Consider the following 24,001-nt stretch of genomic DNA (forward strand, 5'->3'; position numbering starts at 1 on the left):
TTTAACTTACACACTTTACGGGATAGTGTCGTTGTAGGTAGTTTTTTTACATTTATTTTTTAATAATTCTATTCCTCTTTTCTGTCCGAGTTCGGATAGTTCATTCCAATCTTTACAAGCTAATTCCAATTGTCCAGTTTCATAATAAATAGCAGCTCTATTATTTAGCGCATCTATATTTTTTGGATCAAGTTCATAGCTCTTTGTGAAATTTTTTATTGAACTCTCATAATCTTTATTTTGATAGTCATTTATTGCTTTATTGAAATATTCTCCTGCTTCTTGAATTATTCTCGTATCTCCTCCATAAAAATGGTCTAATTGATAAAAAGAATCAGTGAAAAACTTCATTGAAATTCCACGAAAAGTCTTGGTTTTTTCATCTTTTAAAACAAAAGGCATTTCTAATGTTTCAAGGTGTTTAAATCTTTCTGTATTCCAAAGTTTATAAGACTTGTCAATTACTTTTTTTACTCGTTTAATTTTGGTTGAATCAGAAGTATCAGAGTAATTTATTAAAGTGCTAACTTTTTTATTTTTTAAATCAATGGTTATAAAGCCTTTAGCTTTAAAGTTACTATGTTTATTCTTAAAAGCATTGTTTAACTCTAGCATTAAACTTGACTTTAAAGTTGGTGTGTAAAATTCATTCGCAATTTGATTTTTACTTTCTCCTTTTGCTTCTTTAATTTCATTAAACAGCTTTTGTTCTCTGACGAAAAAAAATCTTTTCAGTTTGTCATTGTCCATTCCGCCAATCGATTCACAAAGTATGAGAGTGTCATTTTTTATTTTTTCAATTTCATAGCCAGAAGTTGAAGATGTTTTGATGAAATTTTGATTTATTGAGTATGGAAAACAAACCTCGTTTACTCGATGAGTTGGATTGCCATTTGTGCACATTTCCAGTTTTTTAAAACTATAATTTACATATGAAGAATCAGTCAAAAATCGGTCATTTAAATTGCTGCCATCTTTCATCTCAATCTTATACTTAATCCAATCGCCATACAATTTCGAAGTGTTGATTGTTTGACAATATGATTTGATTGAGATAAGTAGAAGTATTAAAAGTATGTTCTTTGTCATTTTCAAAATTACCTACAACGTTCTCGGCTATGAGTAGTTGCGTGGGTTAGTATTTAACTTTGCAAGTACGCAACAAACTGAAAATCCGCTAGGATTTTCAGAAGTAGGCGAGAACAAGCAATTACTTATAGCCATTGTTGGCAACTGGCTTTTATTTATCATCGTAATGAAATCTGCATTGAATTACAGTACACTTTTGGTCGACACCTTTCTTTCCAGATACCCTATAAACCAATCTGTGTTCTCCTGTTATTCTTCTTGACCAAAAGCCTTTTAGTCCGTGTTTTAGAGGTTCAGGTTTTCCTGTTCCTTTAAATGGATTTGCTTTAATTTCTTTTAATAAGTCTTTTATTTTGATTGCTGTATCATGGTCATTTTCTAGCCAATGAGTGAAATCTTCCCATCCGTGTGGAGTAAAATCAATATTCATTTAGTGAGCTAATTCTATTTCATCTTCATTATATTCAACTAATTCTCCTTTTTCCATTTGTTCAATGGATTCCATTAGTCTATTTCTATTGGCTTTTGTAGATAGTAGGTGTTCTGTTTCTTTTAATGAATTATATTCGCTAATAGACATTATGACAACAGCGTCATCACCTTTACTTCTAGGTACAACAATCACTTCCATTGACTTTGAAACATAGTCGAAGTGCTTTTTTATACTCTTACGTAGAGTGGAAATTGTTATTGCTCTCATAATCATTAATTTTTAATGTACATTATGTTGTACAAACAAATGTACAATATTTATACCAAATTTCCAAATGAGAAGATTTTTCAGCTTGTAGCCAACAACTCGATATATATAATTTTAAAGTTATATATCAAGTCACCAAACGAAGTTACTCGTTCTTTCTTACAAAACCTAGTAACATAAATATAGTATTTACATATGTTTACTAAACAATTTGGCTAAACCCTCAACATCCAAACCAATGGTTTTTTGGAGTTCGGTAACGCTGCCGTGTTCAATAAATTGGTCGGGGATGCCTAAAACGTTTAGGGTGTTTTTGTAGTTGTTTTTGGCAGCAAATTCTAGAATTGAGCTTCCAAAGCCGCCTTTTACAGCGTTGTCTTCTATTGTAAAAATGGTTTGGTATGTTTTAAAAATATCGTGTAGTAAGGTTTCGTCCAAAGGTTTTACAAAACGCATGTCGTAATGCGCCATATCGCTTGGGTTGCCTAAACGATCTATGGCATCGCTTACATTTTTGGCTATAGCGCCTATACTTAGAACCGCAGCTTTATGGCCTGTTTTTAGTTGCACAGCTTTACCAATTTCTATCGTGTTAAAAGGTTGTTTCCAATGGGCAATAAAACCACGACCTCTGGGGTAGCGAATCGCTATGGGTTGATTTAAACCTAATTGTGCGGTGTACATGATGTTGCGCAATTCTATTTCGTTTCTTGGGGCAAAAACAATAAGGTTTGGTATGCAGTTTAAATACGACAAATCGAAAACACCATGGTGTGTAGCGCCATCTTCGCCCACCAAACCAGCACGATCTAAACAAAAAATAACGGGTAAGTTTTGCAACGCCACATCATGAATAACTTGGTCGTAAGCCCGTTGTAAAAAGGTAGAGTATATATTGCAAAAAGGTATTAAGCCTTGGGTGGCCATACCTGCAGCCAAGGTAACGGCATGTTGTTCGGCAATACCCACATCGAAAGCACGGTCGGGCATGGCATCCATCATATATTTTAAAGAGCTGCCTGTGGGCATGGCGGGCGTAATCCCAACAATATTTTTATTGTGTTGCGCCAATTCTAAAAGGGTTAAACCAAAAACATCTTGAAATTTTGTAAATTCTGAAGGTGTTTTAGACAGAATGTCGCCCGTAGAGGCATCAAATTTACCAGGCGCGTGGTAAGTAACCTGGTTTTCTTCTGCCTGTTTTAAACCTTTGCCTTTGGTGGTAATAACATGTAAAAACTTAGGGCCTTTTACTTTTTTTAATCGTTTTAATTCTGATATAATAGCGTCGATATCATGCCCATCAATAGGTCCCGAATAATCAAAATTTAAGGCTTTTATAATGTTGTTTCGTTTTTGAGTGCCTTTTTTAACGTTGGTTAAATACATTTTAAGAGCACCAACACTGGGGTCGATGCCAATGGCATTATCGTTTAAAATAACCAATACATTAGCATCTGTAACGCCGGCATGATTTAAACCCTCAAAGGCCATACCGCCTGCAATACTGGCATCGCCAATAACGGCAATGTGTTGTTTTTTGAAATCGCCTTTTATTTTAGAGGCAATCGCCATACCCAAAGCGGCCGAAATGGAGGTAGAGGCATGCCCCACACCAAAGGCATCGTAAGGGCTTTCACTACGATTTGGAAATCCGCTTAAGCCGCCTATTTGTCGGTTGGTATGAAAAAGATCTTTTCTACCGGTTAAAATTTTATGTCCGTACGCTTGGTGCCCAACATCCCAGATAAGCAGATCTTCGGGGGTGTTAAAAACATAGTGCAATGCAATAGTAAGTTCTACGACCCCTAAACTCGCGCCTAAGTGCCCTTCTTTGGTGGCTACGATATTTATAATGAATTCACGTAATTCTTGAGCAAGTTGCGGTAAGTCTTTTTGGTTTAAAAGACGAAGCGCTTCTGGATTCGTTATTTCATTTAATAATTTTTGCATGGGAGTACAAATGTAGCAGATGAAATTGTATTTTTGATTTTAAACTTTAAGTTTCTTACCATGATACAACCTTTTGATGATTCTTATTTTATGAAAAAGGCTTTACAAGAAGCCGAAATAGCGCTTGAAAAAGGTGAAATTCCCGTGGGTGCGGTGATAGTTGTAGATAATAGAATTATTGCCCGTGGCCATAATTTAACCGAAACGTTAAACGATGTTACCGCACATGCCGAAATGCAGGCTATTACGGCGGCGGCTAATTTTTTAGGCGGTAAATATCTTCAAAAATGCACTTTGTATGTTACTTTAGAGCCTTGCCAAATGTGCGCCGGTGCTTTGTATTGGAGTCAGATTTCGAATATTGTTTACGGGGCTAGAGATGAAGAACGTGGTTGTATTAATTTAAATACCAAGCTACATCCCAAAACCATTATTAAAGGGGGTGTTTTAGAAAACGAAGCTTCTGCTTTATTAAAACGGTTTTTTATTGAAAAACGAAACCTAAATTGAAGTTGCGTTAGCGATTATTTATTAGTTTTATTTTAAACTTAGAAATCCCGCAGCGAGGCATTAAAACGTAAAACGCGACCTGTAAGAGAACGCCCTAATATTAATAACGCTTGTCTTTACTGTTTTCGCGCATTTTATCTAAATTTTCTTTGGTAAGCATGTAGTCTTTAATGTCTTTGTCTTTCCAGCGGTAGTAAGCAAATAAGGGAAAAGCAACAAAAAATAAGCCCATAACACCCAAGCCAATTAGCTTTTCTGAAGCCATAATATACCCCGTTAGCATACTGCCAAAAGCGGCTAAAAATACAATAAGAATGATATATTTCATGTGTTTAAATTGGTTTTAATATGCGCGCTTCATGGTTTATGAGTCGCCTTGTAGGGTTATTAATTGGCGTCTGTAAGCTGTTAAAAGTTTAGATTTTGAAATAAAGCCAAAATAAACGCCATTTTTAGTAACAGGCAGATTCCAAGCACTACTGTCTTGGAATTTCTGCATAATATCGGTCATTTTATCTTTATCAATGTTAATAACAGCCGGTGGTTTTTGCATCACATCGGTTGCTACAATTTCTTTATAAAGGGTTTGGTCGAACATGATGGGGCGCAAATCGTCTAGAAGGATAATACCTTGCAGTCGATGGGTGTCTTTTTTTACCACCGGAAAGATATTTCGGTTTGATTTTACAACGGCTTCATGTATTATTTGTTCTAAAGTCATTTCGGGTGAAATGGTAATAAAATTAGTTTCAATAACCTTATCGATATCCATAAGAGTTAAAACCGCATGGTCTTTATCGTGGGTAATAAGTTCGCCTTTTCTGCCTAATTCCATATTATAAACAGAATGGGGTCTGAAATATTTAGTAATTCCAAACGAAATGGTTGCGGTAAGCATCAATGGAATAAAAAGTTCGTAACCGCCTGTAAGTTCTGCAATTAAAAATATAGCGGTTAAAGGCGCATGTAAAACACCGGCCAGTAAACCAGCCATACCAACCAAAGTAAAATTACTTTCGGAAACCGGAGCGTTAAACAGACCGCAATTATTTAAAATTTTAGACATACAATACCCCATGATGCTTCCCATAAAAAGGGTAGGAGCAAAAATACCACCAACACCACCAGCACCAAAAGTTAAACTACTGGCCACAATTTTAGAAAACATTAAACCGGCAAGTAATAAAACAACTACCCAAACATTATTTAAGTCTAATTGAAAAAAATTATTTTCCAGGGCTTTTTCTGGATTTCCAACGATTAGATTATTAATAACATCGAAACCTTCGCCGTATAAAGGCGGAATTAAAAATATTAATAAACCAATGCCTATACCTCCAATAATAAGTCTTTTAACGGGCGATGCTATTTTATCGAAAAAGGAATGGATTTTATCGTAAACTTCGGTAAAATAAATAGATACAAAAGCAGCAACTACCCCAAGTAATATGTAAAAAGGCGCATCGGAAATATAGAATTTATCTTCAATTCTAAAAGGCAATAAAATATCGTCGCCAAAAAAGAAATACGATGTTAAAATAGCAGAAAGTGATGCCAATAATAAAGGCAACATTGATGCAATGGTTAAATCTAAACTAAAAACTTCTATAGCAAAAATAATCGCTGCAATGGGTGCTTTAAATATAGAACTCATGGCACCTGCCGCCGCACAACCAATAAGTAAGTTTCTAGAAGTTTGATTCATGTGAAACATTCTGGAAATATTAGAACCCAGCGCAGCGCCTGTAGCTACTGTTGGGCCTTCTAATCCTACCGAACCACCAAAACCAACGGTTAAAGGAGCTGTTAATATAGAACCAAACATCTGGTATTGTTTCATGATGCCTTTACGTTTGGATATGGCGTAAAGTGTAGACGGTATGCCGTGACTTACCTTGTTTCTAATAACATACTTTATAATAAAGAACACCAATGTTAAACCTAAAATAGGGAACAAAAAGTAAAAGGCATGATGGTAGTCGGTTATTAATTTGCCTTCTAATAAATGCTGAATAAAGTGGGTTAAATTTTTTAAAACAACCGCACCTACACCCGATGTAAAACCAATAATAATACTAAGTATATAAACAAATTGACGGTGCGAAATGTATTTCGCTCTCCAAATTAAAATCTGTTTTAAAATTGTTTTTTTAGGCATGTTTAAATCTACTAAAAAATCCTGCTCATGCAGGATTTTAAATTATTGTTTTAAATTAAGTTTTAAACTTAGTTCTGTTAATTGTGCATCATCTATTGCGGCAGGTGCATCAATCATAACATCGCGACCCGAATTATTTTTTGGGAATGCAATAAAATCTCGAATGGTTTCTTGTCCGCCTAAAATGGCTACCAATCGATCTAAGCCAAATGCCAAACCACCATGTGGTGGCGCGCCGTATTGAAACGCATCCATTAAAAAGCCAAATTGCGCTTTGGCTTCTTCTGGGGTAAATCCTAAATAATCGAACATGAGCGATTGGGTTTCTTTATCGTGAATACGAATAGAACCACCGCCAATTTCGTTTCCGTTTAAAACCAAATCGTAGGCATTAGCTTTTACTTCACCCGGATTGGTTTTTAGTAATTCCAACTGCCCTGGTTTTGGCGATGTAAACGGGTGGTGCATGGCGTGGTAACGTTCGGTTTCTTCGTCCCATTCTAAAAGAGGAAAATCCATAACCCAAAGTGGTGCAAATTCCTTAGGGTTTCTTAGTCCTAAGCGTTCTGCCAATTCCATACGTAAGGCACTTAATTGCGCACGTACTTTATTTTTATCGCCCGAAAGCACACAAATTAAATCGCCTGCTTTGGCACCGGTTACCTCTGCCCATTTGGCTAAATCGGTTTCATCGTAAAATTTATCTACAGACGATTTGAAAGTACCATCTTCATTACAACGGCAGTAAACCATACCCAAAGCACCTATTTGCGGACGTTTAACCCAATCAATTAATTGGTCTATTTCTTTACGGGTGTAAGCATTTCCTCCTGGTACAGCAATACCAACAACTAATTCGGCACTGTTAAAAACACCAAAATCTTTATGTTGAGCAACATCGTTTAGCTCGCCAAATTGCATACCAAAACGAATGTCTGGTTTATCGTTTCCATATAAACGCATGGCATCGTCGTAAAGCATTCTCGGGAATTTTTCTATTTCAACACCATTAACTTCTTTTAATAAGTGGCGAGTTAATCCTTCAAACGCATTTAAAATATCTTCTTGCTCGATAAACGCCATTTCACAGTCTATTTGTGTGAATTCTGGTTGTCTGTCGGCACGTAAATCTTCGTCTCTAAAACATTTCACAATCTGGAAATATTTATCCATACCACCCACCATAAGCAACTGCTTAAAGGTTTGAGGCGATTGTGGTAAGGCGTAAAACTGCCCCGCATTCATGCGAGAAGGTACCACGAAATCGCGAGCACCCTCTGGAGTCGATTTTATTAAATAAGGTGTTTCAACTTCAATAAAACCTTCTTTAGAAAGATAATTTCTAACTTCTTGAGTTACTTTATGTCTAAAAATTAAGCTGTTTTTAACCGGATTACGACGAATATCTAGGTAACGATATTTCATGCGTAACTCTTCACCACCATCGGTTTTATCTTCAATAGTGAAAGGCGGCAACAAGGCTTCGTTTAAAATATTTAATTCTGAAACTAATATTTCTATATCGCCCGTAGGTATATTTGGGTTTTTTGAAGCACGCTCGATAACCGTACCTTTAACTTGAATTACAAACTCTCTACCTAAATTTTGAGCCTGAGCCATCATGTCTTTTGAAGTACGTTCTTCATCGAAAACCAGTTGGGTAATGCCGTAACGATCGCGTAAATCGACCCAAACAATAAAACCTTTGTCTCTAGATTTTTGAACCCATCCGGCAAGTGTAACTTCTTTATTTATATGTGATGCGTTTAATTCACCACAGTTATGACTTCTGTACATTTTTTAAAATTTAATTAGCATGTAGTCAAGCTACACGTGAAATAAAAGTGCAAATTTAGAAAGATATCTTATTAAAAAACCATGAAAGAACCTCTAATTTTTATATCGTCCATATTTTTTAAATAAAAATTTAAAAAGTTTCTATCTACTTCTTAATAATTCTCAAACCAAGAAAATTTTTCTTTAATAATAATTGCTTTGTTTGCATTTAAATACTCGAGATAGGCCTGGGCAACAGGCGATAATTTTTTCGATTTTAACCAAATTAAATTCCAGGTTGTTGTCATGGGAAGTCCTTTTACGGGAATAATTTGTAATTCTTTGTTTTTTAATTCGTTTTTAATACCAATTAAGGGCATAATAGAGCATCCTAACTCCGATAAAACAGCTTGTTTAACAGCCTCGTTAGAGGTAAGTTCTACTTTTTTTTGAATTGATAAATCATTATTTAAAATAAATTGCTCCATGGCTGTTCTTGTAGCCGAACCAACTTCTCGGTATATTAAAGGGGTGTTTTCAAACAAGTCCTTTTTTTTGGTAAAACGCTTATAATCTATGGCGCCCCCGCCAATAAAAAAGAGTTTGTTTTGCATTAATTCAATTTTATTAACTTTTAGCTTATTGGGCAATACAGAAACCAGAGCAAAATCGACTTCATTTAATTCTAAGCTCTCTAATACTTGAGATTTATTTGTAACATCAATATTTAGTTCTACACCTTCATTTTGTTTCATAAATTCAGAAATAAAATAGGGCATTACATATTTTCCAGTAGAAACTATCGATATTTTTAATCTGCCAGAAAGCTGATTTTGAAATAACAGTGTTTTAAAATTGATCGCATAAACTTCATTAATAATTTTTTCGGCCGCTATGGCAATTTCTTTTCCAAAATCTGTAACATATAATTTTCTACCAACCACCTCGGTTAACGGAATGGGAAATTGATCTTGAAAATTTTTTAACTGAATGGATACCGCTGGCTGAGTAAGATGAAGTTCTTCTGAAGCCTTAGTAATGCTCTGTAATTGAGCTATTTTTAAGAATATTTGAAGTTGGTGTAATGTGTAATTCATAAAAATATTTTATGTATATAATAACAAATATAAATAAAAATTTATGAATTCTATTTATAATATTTGCAGCAGAATTTAAAATTTTAACAATTAAAATCACTTAAATGGAAGCAAAAGAATTAATTAAACCAGAAGTCGCAACACAAAAAATTCAATTAGTAAAAGGAGAATTTTTGCCTTCTGAAGCATCAGACATTATCATGTCTTTAATCAATGAAAAAATTAATTTTCATAAAATCCAAAGACTACAAAAATGGGAAGGAAACCATAATTTCAATACCAATGAGTTAGATAGTCGTATAAGTGAATTAGAAAAAGAGAAAGAAAAAGCGCGCGAATTTATTTTTAAAAGTAGAGCGCAGAACGCAAATTTAATTATTAACGGTGTATTGGAAATTTCAATCGCAGATAAAACAATATAAGCGTTGTATTATGTCTAAACAAAAATCAATTACCTTACCCTATTTAGGCTTATTGTTTCTAGTAATTTTTAATGCTATAGCTTATTTAAGAGGGTATTTGTACCTAGAAAAAATAATGGTTTGTAGTTTCATTCTAATAGTCGTTTTCTTTGCCAGAATGAACTCGAAGGTAAAAAGATCTTTAAATTAAAAAACATATTATAAATATTTTAAAATGATAAAAAAACAAAATCAAATATCTTCCATCAGTCAATGGTTTACTTACATCTTGTGGGGCATGTTTATTGCTAATTTAGCTTACTTAGTAAGCTTTGCACCTAATATACCGGTTTGGGAATTTGAAAATATTTTAAAAGTAAATGGGTTTACTATACTTATCTGGTCGGTTGTTACTTTTTTTAGTGCCTTAATAAGTAGTTACGGAGCCAATTATTTAAAAGGTTTTAAGTACCATAAAAGGTTTTCTATGTTGTGTTTCGGTTTTACGCTCTCTATTATGACTTTTGTAATGTCGAACCATGTCGGGTTGCTTCTAAGCACGTGGTTTTTAATGGGCGTATTTATGTCTCAAATAATTGGTGTAAATGTCGAGTGGGGCGAAGCTAAGGAAGCTTCAAAATTTGCTTTTAAATATTTCTTTACAGGAAGTTTACTTTTAAGTATCGGTGTTTTATTGTTAGCTTACACAACAGAAGCGTACACACTGTCTGGAATTACGGCGCAACTAGATGGCTTGTCGCACAGCATCAAGTTATTAGCTAGCTTGTGTATTATTACGGCAGCGTTAATCCAGTCTGCCATATATCCGTTTCACCGCTGGTTGCTTTCAGCCATGACTGCGCCAACACCTGCATCTGCTCTAATGCACGCTGGTTTTGTTAACGGATCGGGCATTCTTTTAACTCTTTTTTCAACCATTTTATTAACCTCGCATACCTTAATTATACTCTTTATAATTGGTGGACTAACAGCGGTTATTGCTCAATTCACCAAATTACTACAGGTAAATGTGAAACAACGTTTGGCGTGTTCTACCATTGCACAAATGGGTTTCATGATTATGCAATGCGGTTTAGGGTTATTTAATGCTGCGGTTGTGCATCTCATCCTTCATGGGTTTTATAAAGCGTATTTGTTTTTATCTGCCGGCGAAGAGGTGAAACACACACAAAAGCAACAATACCATCAAATCACCATAAAACCTTTACAAGCGTTAGTTGTAGCTGTATTTGGAGTTTTAGGCGCATTCTTATTCAACATTTTAACAGGAAAAGGACTCTCGTTAAATAGCAGTGTGTTTTTAACGCTTATTGTTGCCATTACGGTAGGGCAGGTGACTTACAATATTATTAAAGAACAAAGCTTAAATACAACCCAAAAAGTGGTGTTGCCACCCTTATTATTCACGGTAGGTATTGTTGCGTATGCTTTAATTTACAATGGTATAACCCTTTTAATAAGTGATATGCCAAATGTAGCAACGCCACTACCAATATCGGCTATGGAAATTGGATTTGGAATGGTATTCTTGGTAGGATTCTTTATAATGAAATTAGGGGTTTATAGAAATTTCCCTTGGTTTTATGTGAAGTTATTAAACATCTCACAGCCCAATAAAAAAACAGTTTTAATGTATAAATCTAAGTAATTATGATAAACGAATCGATTAAAAATAGCCTTAATGAGGCATCTAAAGTGATAGGAAAAACTTGGCCACTTTATTCGTTTGTTACGTCGAATCCCTTATCTGGATACGAGCAAAAACCTTTTAAAGAAGCACTGGCTCAGGCAGAACACTTTCTTAATGCTAATGTTTTACCTAGTGCCGATTTGTTAACCAATGCTTGGGAAGAGAAAAAAATAGATAAACAAATACTTTTAGAGCTTTTAAAAGAAAACAACCTTTTAGAATCTCCAGAATACTATCTAAGTCAAATAGTTTCTCACAACAAACAAGCTAGCATTAATGACACAAATTTCTTAGATAGAATGATGGCAAAGTGGCTAGCTGCCTTTATGGATGAAGGTTTAGCAGAATGGGAAATGCCAAATAAAAAGGAAGGGTTTTATAGCGCTTGGCGCAAACTGGCTAAATACGACAATGAGTTGCCAAAAATAAAGACTAGCGACCTGCCTTCAACAAGTGCCGAAGCTTTAAAGTTTGTTTTAAAAGAGGTTAATGAAAACGATTTAACCAAAATATTCACCTATCATTTGGCGGCACTTCCAGGTTGGACAGGGTATATAAATTACAGAACCGAGAGTAATAACCAATGGCAAAATGAATATCCTATAAATTTAGAGGAGTATTTAGCTGTAAGACTTATGGTGGCTCATATTACAGGAACGTCTATATATCCGAAAAATATTGAAAGTGCATACAATCCTTTCATATCAAAACTGCAATACTTATGGTTGAAAGCTTGGGAAAAAAGTTGGCAAAATGAATTAGAAAAGTTATTAAACTTTCAAGAGGAAGCCAGCAAAACAACACAATCTAACCAAGTTCCTGATGCTCAAATGGTTTTTTGTATCGATACACGATCTGAGTTAATACGAAGACACATAGAAAATAAAGGGCATTACGAAACCTTTGGTTATGCAGGTTTTTTTGGAATTGCCATGGATTATGAAAGTGCTGCAGACGGCATCACACGAAAATCGTGTCCGCCAATAGTAAATTCGGCCTATCATGTTTCGGAGATTGCGCAAGAAAATCATTCTGAAAATTTTAAAACTTACAAAGACAAAAACAAGGTGCTTAAGTTTAGAAATTACTTTATAAAAAGAATGAAAAACATGCTTCCTTCGGCCTTTGGATTTGTAGAGGGCTCGGGCTTTTTCTACGGATTAATCTTAACCCTGCGAACCCTTTTACCAAATCAGTTTTACAGATTATACAAAAGGAACTCTATGCAGTACGAGACAATCTGTGAACCAAAAATTGAAAGTGCGTGCAACCACACAGCATCTGAAGATTCAATTCCTTTAAATGAAAAAGTTGGCATAGTAAAATCGGCATTCGATTTAATGGGATGGAAAACGTTTGCACCTGTGGTGGTATTTGTTGGTCACGGAAGCCATACAACTAACAACCCATTTGGGTCGAGTTTAGATTGTGGTGCCTGTGCGGCAAGTCCGGGGAGACACAATGCGCGTATGTTAGCTAAACTAGCCAATTTACCTGAAGTTAAAAAGGTTTTAAATGAAACTCATAATTTGGAAATGCCAGAAAATACGGTCTTTGTTGGTGCAGAACATAATACAACCACCGATGAGATAGTTTTCTTTGATGCCGATGTTCCACAATCTCATAAAAGTAACCTTGAAAAAATAAAATCAGATTTATTAAAAGCGCAAAAAACAGCGACTCAAGAACGTTTGGGAGTTACTAAAAACAGTGTGGCTTTAGCTAATAAAAAAGCAAATAACTGGGGAGAAACCAGACCTGAATGGGGCTTAGCTAAAAATGCAGCTTTCATAGTAGGGCCTAGAGAATTAACAAAAGATAAAAATTTAGAAGGACGCGCCTTCTTACATTCTTACAATTGGGAGGCAGATACTACTGGTAAAGCTTTAGAAGGCATCATGCAAGGACCCATGGTTGTAACACAATGGATAAATAACCATTATTATTTCTCGACAGTAGATAACACAACCTTTGGTAGCGGATCTAAAATAACCCACAATGTTATTGGGAAATTTGGAGTTGTTCAAGGGAACGGAGGCGATTTAAAAATGGGACTGCCCCTGCAATCTTTAATGCAAACAGACTCAGAGATGTATCACCAACCACTTAGGTTATCGGTTGTTATTCAAGCTCCAGTATCTAGAGTTTCTGAAATACTTTTAAGAAATGAAAACCTTAAAAACTTGCTTGATAACGAATGGATTTATTTAATGGTGATGGATCCAACAAATAGTAACAAAATAAGTTCATACAAGAAAAATTTGAATTGGATTTCTGAAAATTTAAAAGACATGGACAAGCAAAATTCACAGCCGGTTAAACAAAAACACACAGAGGTTTTAGTTTAAGGATGTAACATTTTAAGCGCTACATAAAAAAACAGCATCAAATTATTTTGATGCTGTTTTTTATTGAATCTTATTTATTTAAAGCAGATTGTTTGTAACGAGTTCCTCTTCGGTCTCTTCTACTTTTTTCATCTTTTTATGAAGCCACATTTTAAGCTGCATGGCTAAGAAAAATAATACTGGTACTACAACTAAAGTAAGGAATGTAGCAACAAATAAACCATAAATTACAGTCCACGCTAAAGGACCCCAGAATATTACGTTATCTCCACCAAGGTATATGTGTGGGTTAAACTCACTAAATAAAGTAAAGAAATTAATGTTTAAACCAATTGCTAACGGAATTAATCCTAAAATAGTTGTGATTGCTGTTAGTAAAACAGGACGCAGACGCGCTTTACCAGCCTGAACAATACTCAAAAATAATTCGTCTTTACTTATAAATTCGTCTTCATCTAAATCATTTTCATTTTTCTTCCTATCGATTAATAATTGGGCATAATCGAGCAGAACTACCCCGTTATTAACCACAATTCCTGCCAGCGATATAATTCCCATCATGGTCATCATAATAACAAACGCGCTACCCGTAATTACAATACCGCCAAACACACCTATTAAGCTTAAAAAGATAGCAAGCATAATAATAGTTGGCTTAGAAATGGAGTTAAACTGATAAATAAGAATTAAGAAAATTAACCCTAAACCAGTAAAGAACGCGCCCATTAAAAAGGCCATTTGTTTGTTTTGCTCTTCGATTTGCCCCGTGTAATCAATTTTAATGTTTTTTGGTAACCCATGAAATTCTTTCATGGCATTACGTATTTGATTTACCACAGCGCCAGCATCTGTATAACCGGGTGCTAATGCAGAATATACCGTTACAACACGTTTTACATCTTTGTGTTTTATTGAGCTAAACCCAGAAGTATTCGATTGGCTAGCCACCGAAGACACAGGAATTTCTTTAATTTGACCTGTTGCCATATCTCTAAAGGTTATGCTTTGGTTAAAGATTGCGCTGGTGTTATAGCGATTGTCTTCATTAAAACGCACATAGATATCGAAATCGTCGCCATCTTCTTTATAAATTCCTGCTTTAGAACCAAAAATAGAGCTTCTAAGTTGTTGCCCTACTTGCGAAGAACTTACGCCCAATTCGCCAGCCTTTTCGCGGTCTACAATAACCTGCATTGCCGGTTTATCTTTGTTTACATCAATTTTTAATTCATCGATGCCCGGAATGCTGCGAGAGTTAATAAAATCTCTCATTTTTTCGGCAGTAGCAATAAGCTCGGAGTAATCGGCGCCTTCAATTTCAATATTAATTGGCGGTCCTGCTGGGGGTCCATTTTGGTCTTTTTCAACAGAAATTAAAACCCCAGGATAAATACCAACTAAAGCTTCCTGTACTTTTTGACGCATCAGTTCGCTATCTTCACCACGGCGGTATTTGTATTCTCGCATAGAGGCCGTAATTTTTCCTTTATGTGGCATCTCGGCAGCCGACCCTCCATCGGTTTGAGGATTTCCGGCACCTTCCCCTACTTGCGATACAGCACTTTCAACCATATAATTGTAATCGCCATCGGTGTACATGTCTTCATTTAGAACAGCATATACTTTTTTCTCGATTTCTTTAGTAATGGTGTTGGTTTTGTTTATGTCGGTACCCTCAGGATATTCGATATAAACAATAATTTGATTGGGTTTATTATCTGGGAAAAACTCAACTTTAGTACGTTGTGTTGCCAGCGATGCTCCAAAGGCAATGAAAGCTACAATTAAAAGAACAAAAGTTCCAATGCTAATGAAATAAGGACGTTTTCCTTTTAAAGCGGCTTTTAACGATTTTTCGTAGAAATTTTCAAGTTTAACCAAGGTTACATTTTGAAAACGATTTGCCATTTTTCGTAACAATAAGCGGTATACCCATAACATGATGGCTGTAAAAACCATTAAAGTTCCTAAAGCTCTGTAATCGCCGCCAATAATAAATATGATAATACCTATAACTGTTAATATGGCTGTTATGTATATAATACGATTAAGTGGCATGTCTTTGTCTTCGGTAGTCATGAACTGTGATACTAAAACCGAATTGAAAAAGATAGCTACGAATAATGAGGACCCTAAAACAACCGACAGCGTAATTGGGAAATATATCATGAATTGTCCCATTAAACCAGGCCATAATCCCAGAGGTATAAAGGCCGCAACGGTAGTTGCTGTCGATATTATAATAGGAAACGCAATTTCGCTAATCCCTTTTTTTGCAGCATCAAAACGATTCATGCCTTCTTCGTCCATGAGCCTGTAAACGTTTTCAACCACCACAATACCATTATCAACCAGCATTCCCAGACCCATAATCAATCCGAATAAAATCATCGTGTTCATGGTGTAGCCTAGTAAGTTTAAAATCATTAACGACATAAACATAGACATAGGGATGGCAAACCCAACAAAAAGGGCATTTTTAAATCCTAAAAAGAACATTAAAACCGTTACCACCAGTATAATACCAAAAATGATATTGTTTACTAAATCGTCTACCTGACCAATAGTTTTTGATGATTGATCGTTGGTAATTGTAACTTTTAAATTTGCAGGAAATACATTTTCTTTTGCAGTTTTTACAATGGTTTGAATTTTTTCGGCAGCTTCAACCATGTTTTTACCCGAACGTTTTTTAACATCGAGCATCACAACAGGCTCACCAAATTCTCGTGCAAAAGTGGTTTTATCTTTTTCTTTAAAGCGAACTGTCGCGATATCCTTTAGGTAAATAGGGTTATTGCGTTCGTTTTTAACTACAAAATTATTTAAATCGCTTGGGTCTTCAATTTCACCTAAAATACGAATAGTACGTCTTTGTCCGCTAGCAATAAAGTTTCCGGCAGACATGGTTACATTACCATTGCCAATGGCCGAGATAACATCGTTGAAGCTTACTTGTGATGCCATCATTTTATAAATATCTACGGCTACTTCAACCTCTTTTTCTTGAGCGCCACGAATATCTACTTTTTTAATTTCTGTAAGATTTTCAATTTCATCCTGAAGATATTCACCAAACTCTTTAAGGCGTTCTACAGGGTAATCACCAGAAATATTAATATTTAAAATGGGCATTTCTTCAGACATGCTCAACTCGAAAACATTGGGTTCTACTTTAGCACCATTAAAAGTAGGCCAGTCTTCACCGGCAGTTTCAGAGTCTATTTCATCTTTAACCTTTTGCTTCGCTTGGTCTACCGTAATATCTTCATCGAATTCTACAATTACCATAGAATAATCTTCTTGCGACGATGAGGTAATTTCTACTACGTTACTAACCGTTTTAAGTTTGTCCTCCAGCGGATCGGTTATTAATTTCTCAATATCTTCGGCGGTATTTCCCGGATAAATAGAACTAATATATATTTTGGTTTCTTTAATTTCTGGAAAGCTTTCTCTAGGCATTTTAAAATATGCTGAAATACCTAAGAAGAAAATCATTATCATCGATACATAAATAGTTGTTTTATTATGTATCGCCCACGATGATAATTTAAACTCTTTATCGACTTCTTTTTTTTGCTTGGTCATGTTTATTAGTCTTATTGATTAATAACTTTTACAGTTTGGCCTTCTTTTACTGTACGCGCGCCTTCTTGAATAATTTCGGCATTCGATTCCAGACCTTTTGTAACTTCAATTAAATCACCTTGAGATTTTCCTGTTTCAATAATAATTTGTTTGGCTGAACCTTCATTTACATTGTTTTTGTTTTCAATAATGTAAATATATTGTTGGCCTTCAGCATTTTCTGAAATGATATTTTGAGGCACCAAAATGGCTTTTTCGTTTGAGTAATCGTTTATTTTTAAACGAGCAGTTAGGTTAGGTTTAATATTTTTATCCTTGTTAGGAACCGCCACTTCAATTTTAAAAGTTCTGTTTGCCGGATTTATAAAATTTCCTGCTTGTCTAATTTTTGCATCTAGGGTTTGTCCTAAAACAGGGAATTCTATTTTCACATCTTTGTTGGTTGTAACGCTGGTTATGTAGTTTTCTGGAACATCGGTTTCAATGTACATATTGTCAAGGTTTACAATACGAAACAGTGGAGATTGCCCTGGAGCTACCACGCTTCCTTGGTCGGTAATAACATCGTCGATAACACCAGTAAATGGGGAACGTACGTTGGTTTTTTCTAACTGACTTTTTAATTGGCTAACCGCGCGTTGTTGTGCTTCGTAGTTAGATTTAGCTTGTAAATATTGAATTTCACTGCCTATATTTTGTTTCCATAAGCGTTCTTGACGCTCGAAAGTTGTTTTAGCTAAGGCCGCCTGAATTTCTAATTGCGCTACTTGCTGACTTAAACCGCCGTCATCAATTTTACCCAATAATTGTCCTTTGCTAACTTTTTGACCTTCTTTAACATACACGCTAGAAAGTATGCCGCCTGCCTCTGGATAAATAACTAAATTTTCTTTAGTTTGAACACTTCCCTGAAGCTCTAAATAATGATTAAAAACCTGTGGAGCTATCATAACAGATGTTACTAACGGTAATTTTTTTATGGTATCTAATTCTGATATTTTTTCGTTGATACGCTCTAACAACTCCGAATATTCTTGCTGTTTTGCATCAATTTCCTCTCTTTTTTCTTTTAATTGTGTTAGGTTATTTGAAGCTAAAATGTCTTCAATAGATTTGCCTTTCTTTTCACCAGAACAAGCCGTTACGATGCTTGTTAATAATAGTATTTTAAATATATTTTTCATTGTGTTGTATTGATTAGTTATTGATAGCATTTAAAACGGTTTCTAATGCGGCTTTTTTGTTTATTACATCGAGCATGGCTTGAAGAAATTCTTGCTGTGCACTGTAAAGCTGAGTTTGGGCTTGTCTTAGTTCAAAACTAGAACCGATACCTTCAAAAAATTTGGTTTCGTTTTTAGTTTCTATACGTTCGGCAAGGTTTAAATTTTGCTTTTTGTTTTGATATTCTTCAATAGCAAATTGATAATCGCTTTTGGCAGAAGCAATTTGTAATTGTAATTTTTGATGGGTTTCTAATAAATCATCTTCTGCTTTATCTAAGTTTATTTTAGCTTGTTGAGTCGCAGCGCTGCGGCCTAACGAACTAAAAATAGGTACGTTTAAACTCACCCCAAAAAGCGACGATCCATACCATTTATTATCACTATTTGTAAAATCGAAATTTTCACTAAAAGCCGAGTAACCACCATTTAAAAAGGCGTTTAACGTTGGTAAACCTTTGCTTTTTTCTAATTTTAATAGCAGTTCTTTCGATTTTTTGTTGTTTTCAGCTATTTTGTAATCTATGGTATTTTCTACATATTCGTCGGCGTCTAGTAAACTTAACGATATGTTTTTTGCAGTTAAACTTTCTAAAGAGTCGGTTAAAACGGTGTTGCTTTTTAAATCTAAACCCAATGTGATATTTAACATTTGGTAAGCTAACGTTTTTAAGCGGCTTACGTTACTTAAATTACTTTTAACGCCTGATAGCGTTATTTGTAATTGCTCAACATTTTCTTGTTCTCCTAATCCGTTTTCATAAATTTTGGTGGTTTCGAACAGATTTTTTTCTAGAGTTTCAATATTACGTTCTAATATTTTTATGCTTTCTTCGGTAAGTAGCACATTGCCATAGGCATCAATAACGGCCTTTCTAACTTCTAAATCTGTTTTTTCTTTGGCATTTTTTGAAATTTGCAAATACACCTTAGCCGATTGTAAGCCCACTAAATATGAGCCGTCAAAAATTTTCTGATTTATAGTAGCAAATGCATTGGCACTTTGTTTAGTTCCAAAAGTAACGGCTTGAAATTCGCCGCGATTGCCACCAAAAAACTCGGCTGGAATTAATGATACTTGTTGTTTTAAAAAGTTTTGATAATCTAACTTGGCGCTAATTTGTGGTAATCCGGTAGCGGTTGTTTCCCATTTTTTCTGGTAAGCAGCTTCAATATCTCTTTCTGCATTTTTAGCAATTCGATTATTTTCTAAAGCATACGCTATAGCTTCTTGTAAAGAGAAACTTTGTTTCGTTTCTTGCGATATGCTTTTAGTAATTACAAACACACTAAAGATTAAAATTAGTTTGTATTTCATGTTTATGATTGATTTGTATTTATAAATTTATTTAGTATTTCTAAACCCTGGTTTGTTACTATAGCTCTTAAATGATATTCCAGAAAGTTTTCCATGAGGTATTCAATTGAAAAAGTGTCTAAAGGAAAAAATGTTTCATCTTTAATCCCTGTGATGCCATTAAAATACATTCTAGAAATAAATTCAATATCTATATTTGGTCTAAAAATGCCGCTTTCAATGCCTTTAACCAGACTGTTTTTTATAGAAACATGCATTTTTTCAAATTGTTTAATATGCAGTCGGCGGTGTATTTCTGGGTAATATTTTTTTAATTGGTATTGAGGCGATGTTTTATCGTTTTTAACATACTTTATAACAAACATTTTAATGTCGTAAAGTTCTTCTATAGGGTTTACAGAGGTATTGCAAATACAATCGATGCCGCCACAAACGGTTTCAAAAACTTCAAATGTAGCAGCTTCAACTAATTTAGTTTTATTTTTAAAATGTACGTAAATGGTTTTTTTCGATATGCCCAACTCGTTGGCAATATCGTCCATGGTAACACTTTTAAACCCTAATGTTAAAAATAGGTCTGTTGCTTTATTTATTATTTGTTCTTTCATAATTGAAAGGCAAATTTACATCAGGAAACTTTTAAAACCAAAAAAGTTTCCTAAGTTTACAATTATTTAACATATTATTTAATATCTCTCTTTTTAGTGTCATTTATTAATTTATTTTTGTTTTATGCTTACAATAGAAAAATACCAACAAGAGTTTGTAGCTTTTTTAGAGGCTTATAGCACTGTAAAAGAGCCAAAAAATTTATACGAGCCCATTCATTATATCCTGAATTTAGGAGGCAAACGCTTACGTCCGGTTTTAACATTAATGACTGCCGATATTTTTTCAGGCAGCTATAATTTAGCTCTAAACGCCGCATTAAGTGTTGAGGTTTTTCATAATTTCTCATTGGTTCATGATGATATTATGGATGATGCCCCGCTGCGAAGAGGTCACCAAACTGTTCATGAAAAATGGAACATTAACACCGGTATTTTATCTGGTGATGCCATGTTAATTATGGCCTATCAGCTATTTGAAAATTACGAACAAACCACATTTCAGGCATTAGCTAAATTATTTAGTAAAACGGCTTTAGAGGTTTGCGAAGGCCAACAATACGACGTTGATTTTGAAACCAGAAACAACGTTACTATTGCTGAGTATTTAAAAATGATTGAATATAAAACCGCCGTTCTTGTAGGCGCAGCCATGCAAATGGGAGCGATTGTTGCAAATGCATCCCAACAAGACCAACAGGCTATTTATGCCTTTGGTAGAGACTTAGGAATCGCGTTTCAATTACAAGACGATTATTTAGATGCTTTTGGAGATCCTAAAACTTTTGGTAAACAAGTTGGTGGCGATATTATTGAAAACAAAAAATCCTATTTATATCTTAAAGCTTTAGAGTTTTCTTCTGAAGATGATGCTTTGAAGCTCACCAAATTGTTTAGTGACAAAACAAATAATATTGAAGCTAAAGTAGAAACCGTTAAGCAAATTTTTATCACATCTGGTTCGGCAGAGGCAACCAAAGAGGCTATTAAAAAGTATACAGATAGTGCTTTTGCTGTTTTAGAAAATTTAAATATTTCTGAAGCTAAAAAAGATTTACTAAAAGCCTTTGGAAATAGTTTAATGAACAGAACCGTATAATGCAGTTACCCGCAACATTTGATGATTTAATTCTAGAGGCAACAAATTCAAATTTGTATAAAAAGCTTATAGCTCAATTAAATAAAGATTTTCTTTTAGCCAATATCGATTTAGATTTTCATGAAGATATTTTGCCATCAAGTTTAAAATTTATGCTGCATGAAACGATTTACAAACTCATACAAGAGAAATTTTCAGATTATTTGAATTTGCTTTACATTATAGATGTTTCAGAGAAGCAAGTAAAAATGTTAGATGGCACCGATGTGCTTAAACTATCGGAAGCCGTTTCCTTTTTAATTTTAAAGCGCGAGTGGCAAAAAGTTTGGTTAAAAAACAAGTACAAATAATTAACTTTTCTTTTTAAAAATTTTCAAAAACATATATAAAAAAGCTTTGTTTCATTAAAATAAATAAGACAAGTTTAGATAAAAATTTCTACCCTGTCTGGGAATATTATTCCAATCGGCAAAGGTTGAATAATAAGTGTCTAAAATATTTTCGATGCCGTATTTTGCAATAATTTTATCTGTTTTTAAATAAAATACATTCCCTAAATTGATATTTAAACAAGCATAAGCTGGTGTTTCGTCTTCACCGTAAAACCCACTGTATCTACTTTGGTTGCCGTTACCTTCTATTTGAATGGCTGCATTAAAATTGGGGTTTTTATAATTAATTTCTGCTACATAAGAGAATGGTTTTATTAAAGGTAACGGTTTGTTATTGCTCCCATTTCCATAATTATAACCAATGCTTCCGTTTACCGAAAGCTTATTAGAAAGTTGATACGAACTGTTTAAATAAACATCAAAAATAGAAGCAGAATTTAGTTGATGGTAAACTTGTACACCATTGGCACCAATAGTCATGGGACTTAACGTGCTGTCAATGTTTCCAATAATGTAATCTAAAATATAAAAATAGGAAGCTTCTAAACCTATATGAAATTTATGGTGGTGGTAATTCACTTTTGCATTAGTTTCCAGTGCTTTTTCGTTTTTTAAGGTTGGGTTTCCTATGTAATCGTAATTATCGAAACTATTAAACAAGAAAAAACCATAGCCCTCACTAACTGTTGGAGCTCTTTCGCCATAGCCTAAGCCAAACATAAAATCGAATGCATGGTTTTTTATTTTATAATTTGATGAAAAACTAGAAAGAAACCTGTTTTTCGAATCGCTTATTTCAGGATAAAAAATTTGAAGACTTTCTAAGCCTGTTTGTTTAGCTATTCTGTTTTTATGAAATCCAAAACGCAGAGTAGATGTTAATGTTTCGTTTGCATTAAACTTGAAAACATCTTTTACAAAAACACCTGTATATAATGTTCTAATATCTGGCCAGGTATACATAAACATAGCTGGTTGATTAGGGTCGTTTGGATACATGGTCATTTCGGCCAAAGATTTGTTGTAAAACCCATTAATGTTTAAATTAAGTTCGTGGTGGTTGTTTGTAATTTGTGCTTTCGAGTAAAATCCATACGTGTCACTCCAACCGGGCATATCCATTCGAATGGGAACATCAGGACGCTGTGAATCGTCCATAATATGAGTTATGCTGTTAAAATAAAGTTTGGTTTCTAAAGATTTTATAAATGTTTCATTATTTAAATATTGATGTGATAAAGATGTGATAATACCTTCAGCTAAAGACACATCCATGGGTAAGGCTGGGTAACCAACGTTGGTTGCTTTGTCGTAAATTAGGGTAGCATTTAAAGACGCATTGTTGTTTAATTTATATCCACTTAAAACAGAAATATTAAACTTTTCAAATTGAGAATATAAAACCTCTTTATTGCCTCCAGCCTTGTAATTATCGGACTTTCTATAAATGGCATCGGTATTTATGTAGAATTTTTTTCCAGAATAGGTTAAATCGACTCCTGTGGTTTTATAGTTTCCGTTGGTTTCGTAACCCAGGTCTACGTTTGTTTTTAAACCTGTATTTAAAAATGTAGATTCTGGAAGTTGTAAATCGATACCGCCACCTATACAATTGCCATTTTCACTGCCTTCCTGTCCCGAGTTTATATTAACTTTTTCTAAATTAGAAACATCAACATACGAGGTTACCGGATCCATTTTATCGGTACAAGCTCCAAAAATTTGCATCCCATCAATAGTAATTGTTAATCGATTACTATTCATATTATTAAGACCCGCTTCCCAGGCATAATTTCCGCGTTTAATCATGGTGATTTTATTAGATTTTTCTAAAAAATCATCGATGCTAGATAATGCTTTTTCTTGTCGGTAATTGCTTAATTTATGTCGCGATATAACAATAACTTCATCTAAATGGGTTGTGTCTTTTTTGCTTTTAAGGTCTATTTCTTGAGCTTGACTAAAAGCGCAAATTAAAAAGCTAAGACAAAATTGTAAGTGCTTTTTCATGAGTTATATATAAAGCA

At 34.3% G+C, this 24,001-nt stretch carries 19 protein-coding genes; 6 read left to right on the top strand and 13 right to left on the bottom strand.

Annotated features, from left to right (window positions below; all coding sequences use genetic code 11):
* Positions 1-15: 15 nt before the first annotated feature.
* The 4 genes from AW14_RS14425 to dxs form a co-directional block, all read right to left on the bottom strand.
* A complete protein-coding gene (locus AW14_RS14425) occupies positions 16-981 on the bottom strand; it encodes a tetratricopeptide repeat protein (RefSeq protein ID WP_169744654.1) in 966 nt (321 codons plus the stop codon).
* A gap of 259 nt (positions 982-1,240) precedes the next feature.
* Complete coding sequence (locus AW14_RS04880; protein WP_044637799.1) at positions 1,241-1,519, bottom strand: Txe/YoeB family addiction module toxin; 279 nt, start codon at positions 1,517-1,519, stop codon at positions 1,241-1,243.
* Positions 1,520-1,789 (bottom strand): type II toxin-antitoxin system Phd/YefM family antitoxin, encoded by a 270-nt coding sequence (locus AW14_RS04885; protein WP_044639492.1) that lies wholly within the window; start codon positions 1,787-1,789, stop codon positions 1,520-1,522. It lies immediately after the preceding gene.
* A gap of 189 nt (positions 1,790-1,978) precedes the next feature.
* On the bottom strand, positions 1,979-3,742 hold the full coding sequence (dxs, locus tag AW14_RS04890; RefSeq protein WP_044637800.1) for a 1-deoxy-D-xylulose-5-phosphate synthase: 1,764 nt from the start codon (positions 3,740-3,742) through the stop codon (positions 1,979-1,981).
* A gap of 60 nt (positions 3,743-3,802) precedes the next feature.
* On the opposite strand from dxs, the gene AW14_RS04895 reads away from it, so the two are divergent.
* The gene (locus AW14_RS04895) at positions 3,803-4,252 is read left to right on the top strand and encodes a nucleoside deaminase (protein WP_044639493.1); all 450 of its coding nucleotides are present in this window, start codon (positions 3,803-3,805) and stop codon (positions 4,250-4,252) included.
* 100 nt (positions 4,253-4,352) lie between these two features.
* Here AW14_RS04895 and AW14_RS04900 read toward each other — a convergent pair whose 3' ends face one another.
* The 4 genes from AW14_RS04900 to AW14_RS04915 form a co-directional block, all read right to left on the bottom strand.
* Positions 4,353-4,580: a hypothetical protein gene (locus tag AW14_RS04900; protein ID WP_044637801.1), complete on the bottom strand. Its 228-nt coding sequence runs from the start codon at positions 4,578-4,580 to the stop codon at positions 4,353-4,355.
* 36 nt (positions 4,581-4,616) lie between these two features.
* A complete protein-coding gene (locus tag AW14_RS04905) occupies positions 4,617-6,410 on the bottom strand; it encodes a chloride channel protein (RefSeq protein ID WP_084708773.1) in 1,794 nt (597 codons plus the stop codon).
* A gap of 42 nt (positions 6,411-6,452) precedes the next feature.
* Positions 6,453-8,207 (bottom strand): aspartate--tRNA ligase, encoded by a 1,755-nt coding sequence (gene aspS, locus AW14_RS04910; RefSeq protein ID WP_044637803.1) that lies wholly within the window; start codon positions 8,205-8,207, stop codon positions 6,453-6,455.
* A 152-nt stretch (positions 8,208-8,359) separates the two neighbouring features.
* Positions 8,360-9,283 carry a LysR family transcriptional regulator gene (locus AW14_RS04915; protein WP_044637804.1) on the bottom strand — a complete coding sequence of 308 codons (924 nt, stop codon included), beginning with the start codon at positions 9,281-9,283 and terminating at the stop codon, positions 8,360-8,362.
* Between the two features lie 104 nt (positions 9,284-9,387).
* Between AW14_RS04915 and AW14_RS04920 the strand changes: the two genes are divergently transcribed.
* From AW14_RS04920 to AW14_RS04930, 3 genes are all read left to right on the top strand, one after another.
* The gene (locus AW14_RS04920; RefSeq protein WP_044637805.1) at positions 9,388-9,705 is read left to right on the top strand and encodes a hypothetical protein; all 318 of its coding nucleotides are present in this window, start codon (positions 9,388-9,390) and stop codon (positions 9,703-9,705) included.
* A 214-nt stretch (positions 9,706-9,919) separates the two neighbouring features.
* The gene (locus tag AW14_RS04925) at positions 9,920-11,353 is read left to right on the top strand and encodes a proton-conducting transporter transmembrane domain-containing protein (RefSeq protein ID WP_044637806.1); all 1,434 of its coding nucleotides are present in this window, start codon (positions 9,920-9,922) and stop codon (positions 11,351-11,353) included.
* A 2-nt stretch (positions 11,354-11,355) separates the two neighbouring features.
* Entirely contained in the window at positions 11,356-13,743 is a 2,388-nt protein-coding gene (locus AW14_RS04930; RefSeq protein WP_044637807.1) for a DUF2309 domain-containing protein, read from the top strand.
* A 78-nt stretch (positions 13,744-13,821) separates the two neighbouring features.
* Here the strand turns inward: AW14_RS04930 and AW14_RS04935 are convergent, their stop codons facing one another.
* Genes AW14_RS04935 through AW14_RS04950 form a run of 4 tightly spaced genes read right to left on the bottom strand, consistent with a single transcriptional unit; the run spans position 13,822 to position 20,483 of the window.
* On the bottom strand, positions 13,822-17,334 hold the full coding sequence (locus AW14_RS04935; RefSeq protein WP_044637808.1) for an efflux RND transporter permease subunit: 3,513 nt from the start codon (positions 17,332-17,334) through the stop codon (positions 13,822-13,824).
* A gap of 11 nt (positions 17,335-17,345) precedes the next feature.
* Positions 17,346-18,518, bottom strand: coding sequence for an efflux RND transporter periplasmic adaptor subunit (locus tag AW14_RS04940; RefSeq protein WP_044637809.1), 1,173 nt, complete (start codon positions 18,516-18,518; stop codon positions 17,346-17,348).
* A gap of 13 nt (positions 18,519-18,531) precedes the next feature.
* Positions 18,532-19,875: a TolC family protein gene (locus tag AW14_RS04945; RefSeq protein WP_044637810.1), complete on the bottom strand. Its 1,344-nt coding sequence runs from the start codon at positions 19,873-19,875 to the stop codon at positions 18,532-18,534.
* Positions 19,876-19,877: 2 nt separating this feature from the next.
* Positions 19,878-20,483: a TetR/AcrR family transcriptional regulator gene (locus AW14_RS04950; protein WP_044637811.1), complete on the bottom strand. Its 606-nt coding sequence runs from the start codon at positions 20,481-20,483 to the stop codon at positions 19,878-19,880.
* A gap of 124 nt (positions 20,484-20,607) precedes the next feature.
* Here AW14_RS04950 and AW14_RS04955 point away from each other — a divergent pair, with 124 nt between their 5' ends.
* Positions 20,608-21,582, top strand: coding sequence for a polyprenyl synthetase family protein (locus AW14_RS04955; protein WP_044637812.1), 975 nt, complete (start codon positions 20,608-20,610; stop codon positions 21,580-21,582).
* Positions 21,582-21,932 carry a hypothetical protein gene (locus tag AW14_RS04960; RefSeq protein ID WP_044637813.1) on the top strand — a complete coding sequence of 117 codons (351 nt, stop codon included), beginning with the start codon at positions 21,582-21,584 and terminating at the stop codon, positions 21,930-21,932. The genes AW14_RS04955 and AW14_RS04960 overlap by 1 nt, the downstream gene beginning before the upstream one ends.
* A 54-nt stretch (positions 21,933-21,986) precedes the next feature.
* Here AW14_RS04960 and AW14_RS04965 read toward each other — a convergent pair whose 3' ends face one another.
* Positions 21,987-23,984, bottom strand: a complete 1,998-nt coding sequence (locus tag AW14_RS04965; RefSeq protein WP_044637814.1) for a TonB-copper family protein — start codon at positions 23,982-23,984, stop codon at positions 21,987-21,989.
* Between the last annotated feature and the right edge of the window lie 17 nt (positions 23,985-24,001).

Origin of the sequence: Siansivirga zeaxanthinifaciens CC-SAMT-1 (assembly GCF_000941055.1) — a bacterium.
GTDB lineage: Bacteria > Bacteroidota > Bacteroidia > Flavobacteriales > Flavobacteriaceae > Siansivirga > Siansivirga zeaxanthinifaciens.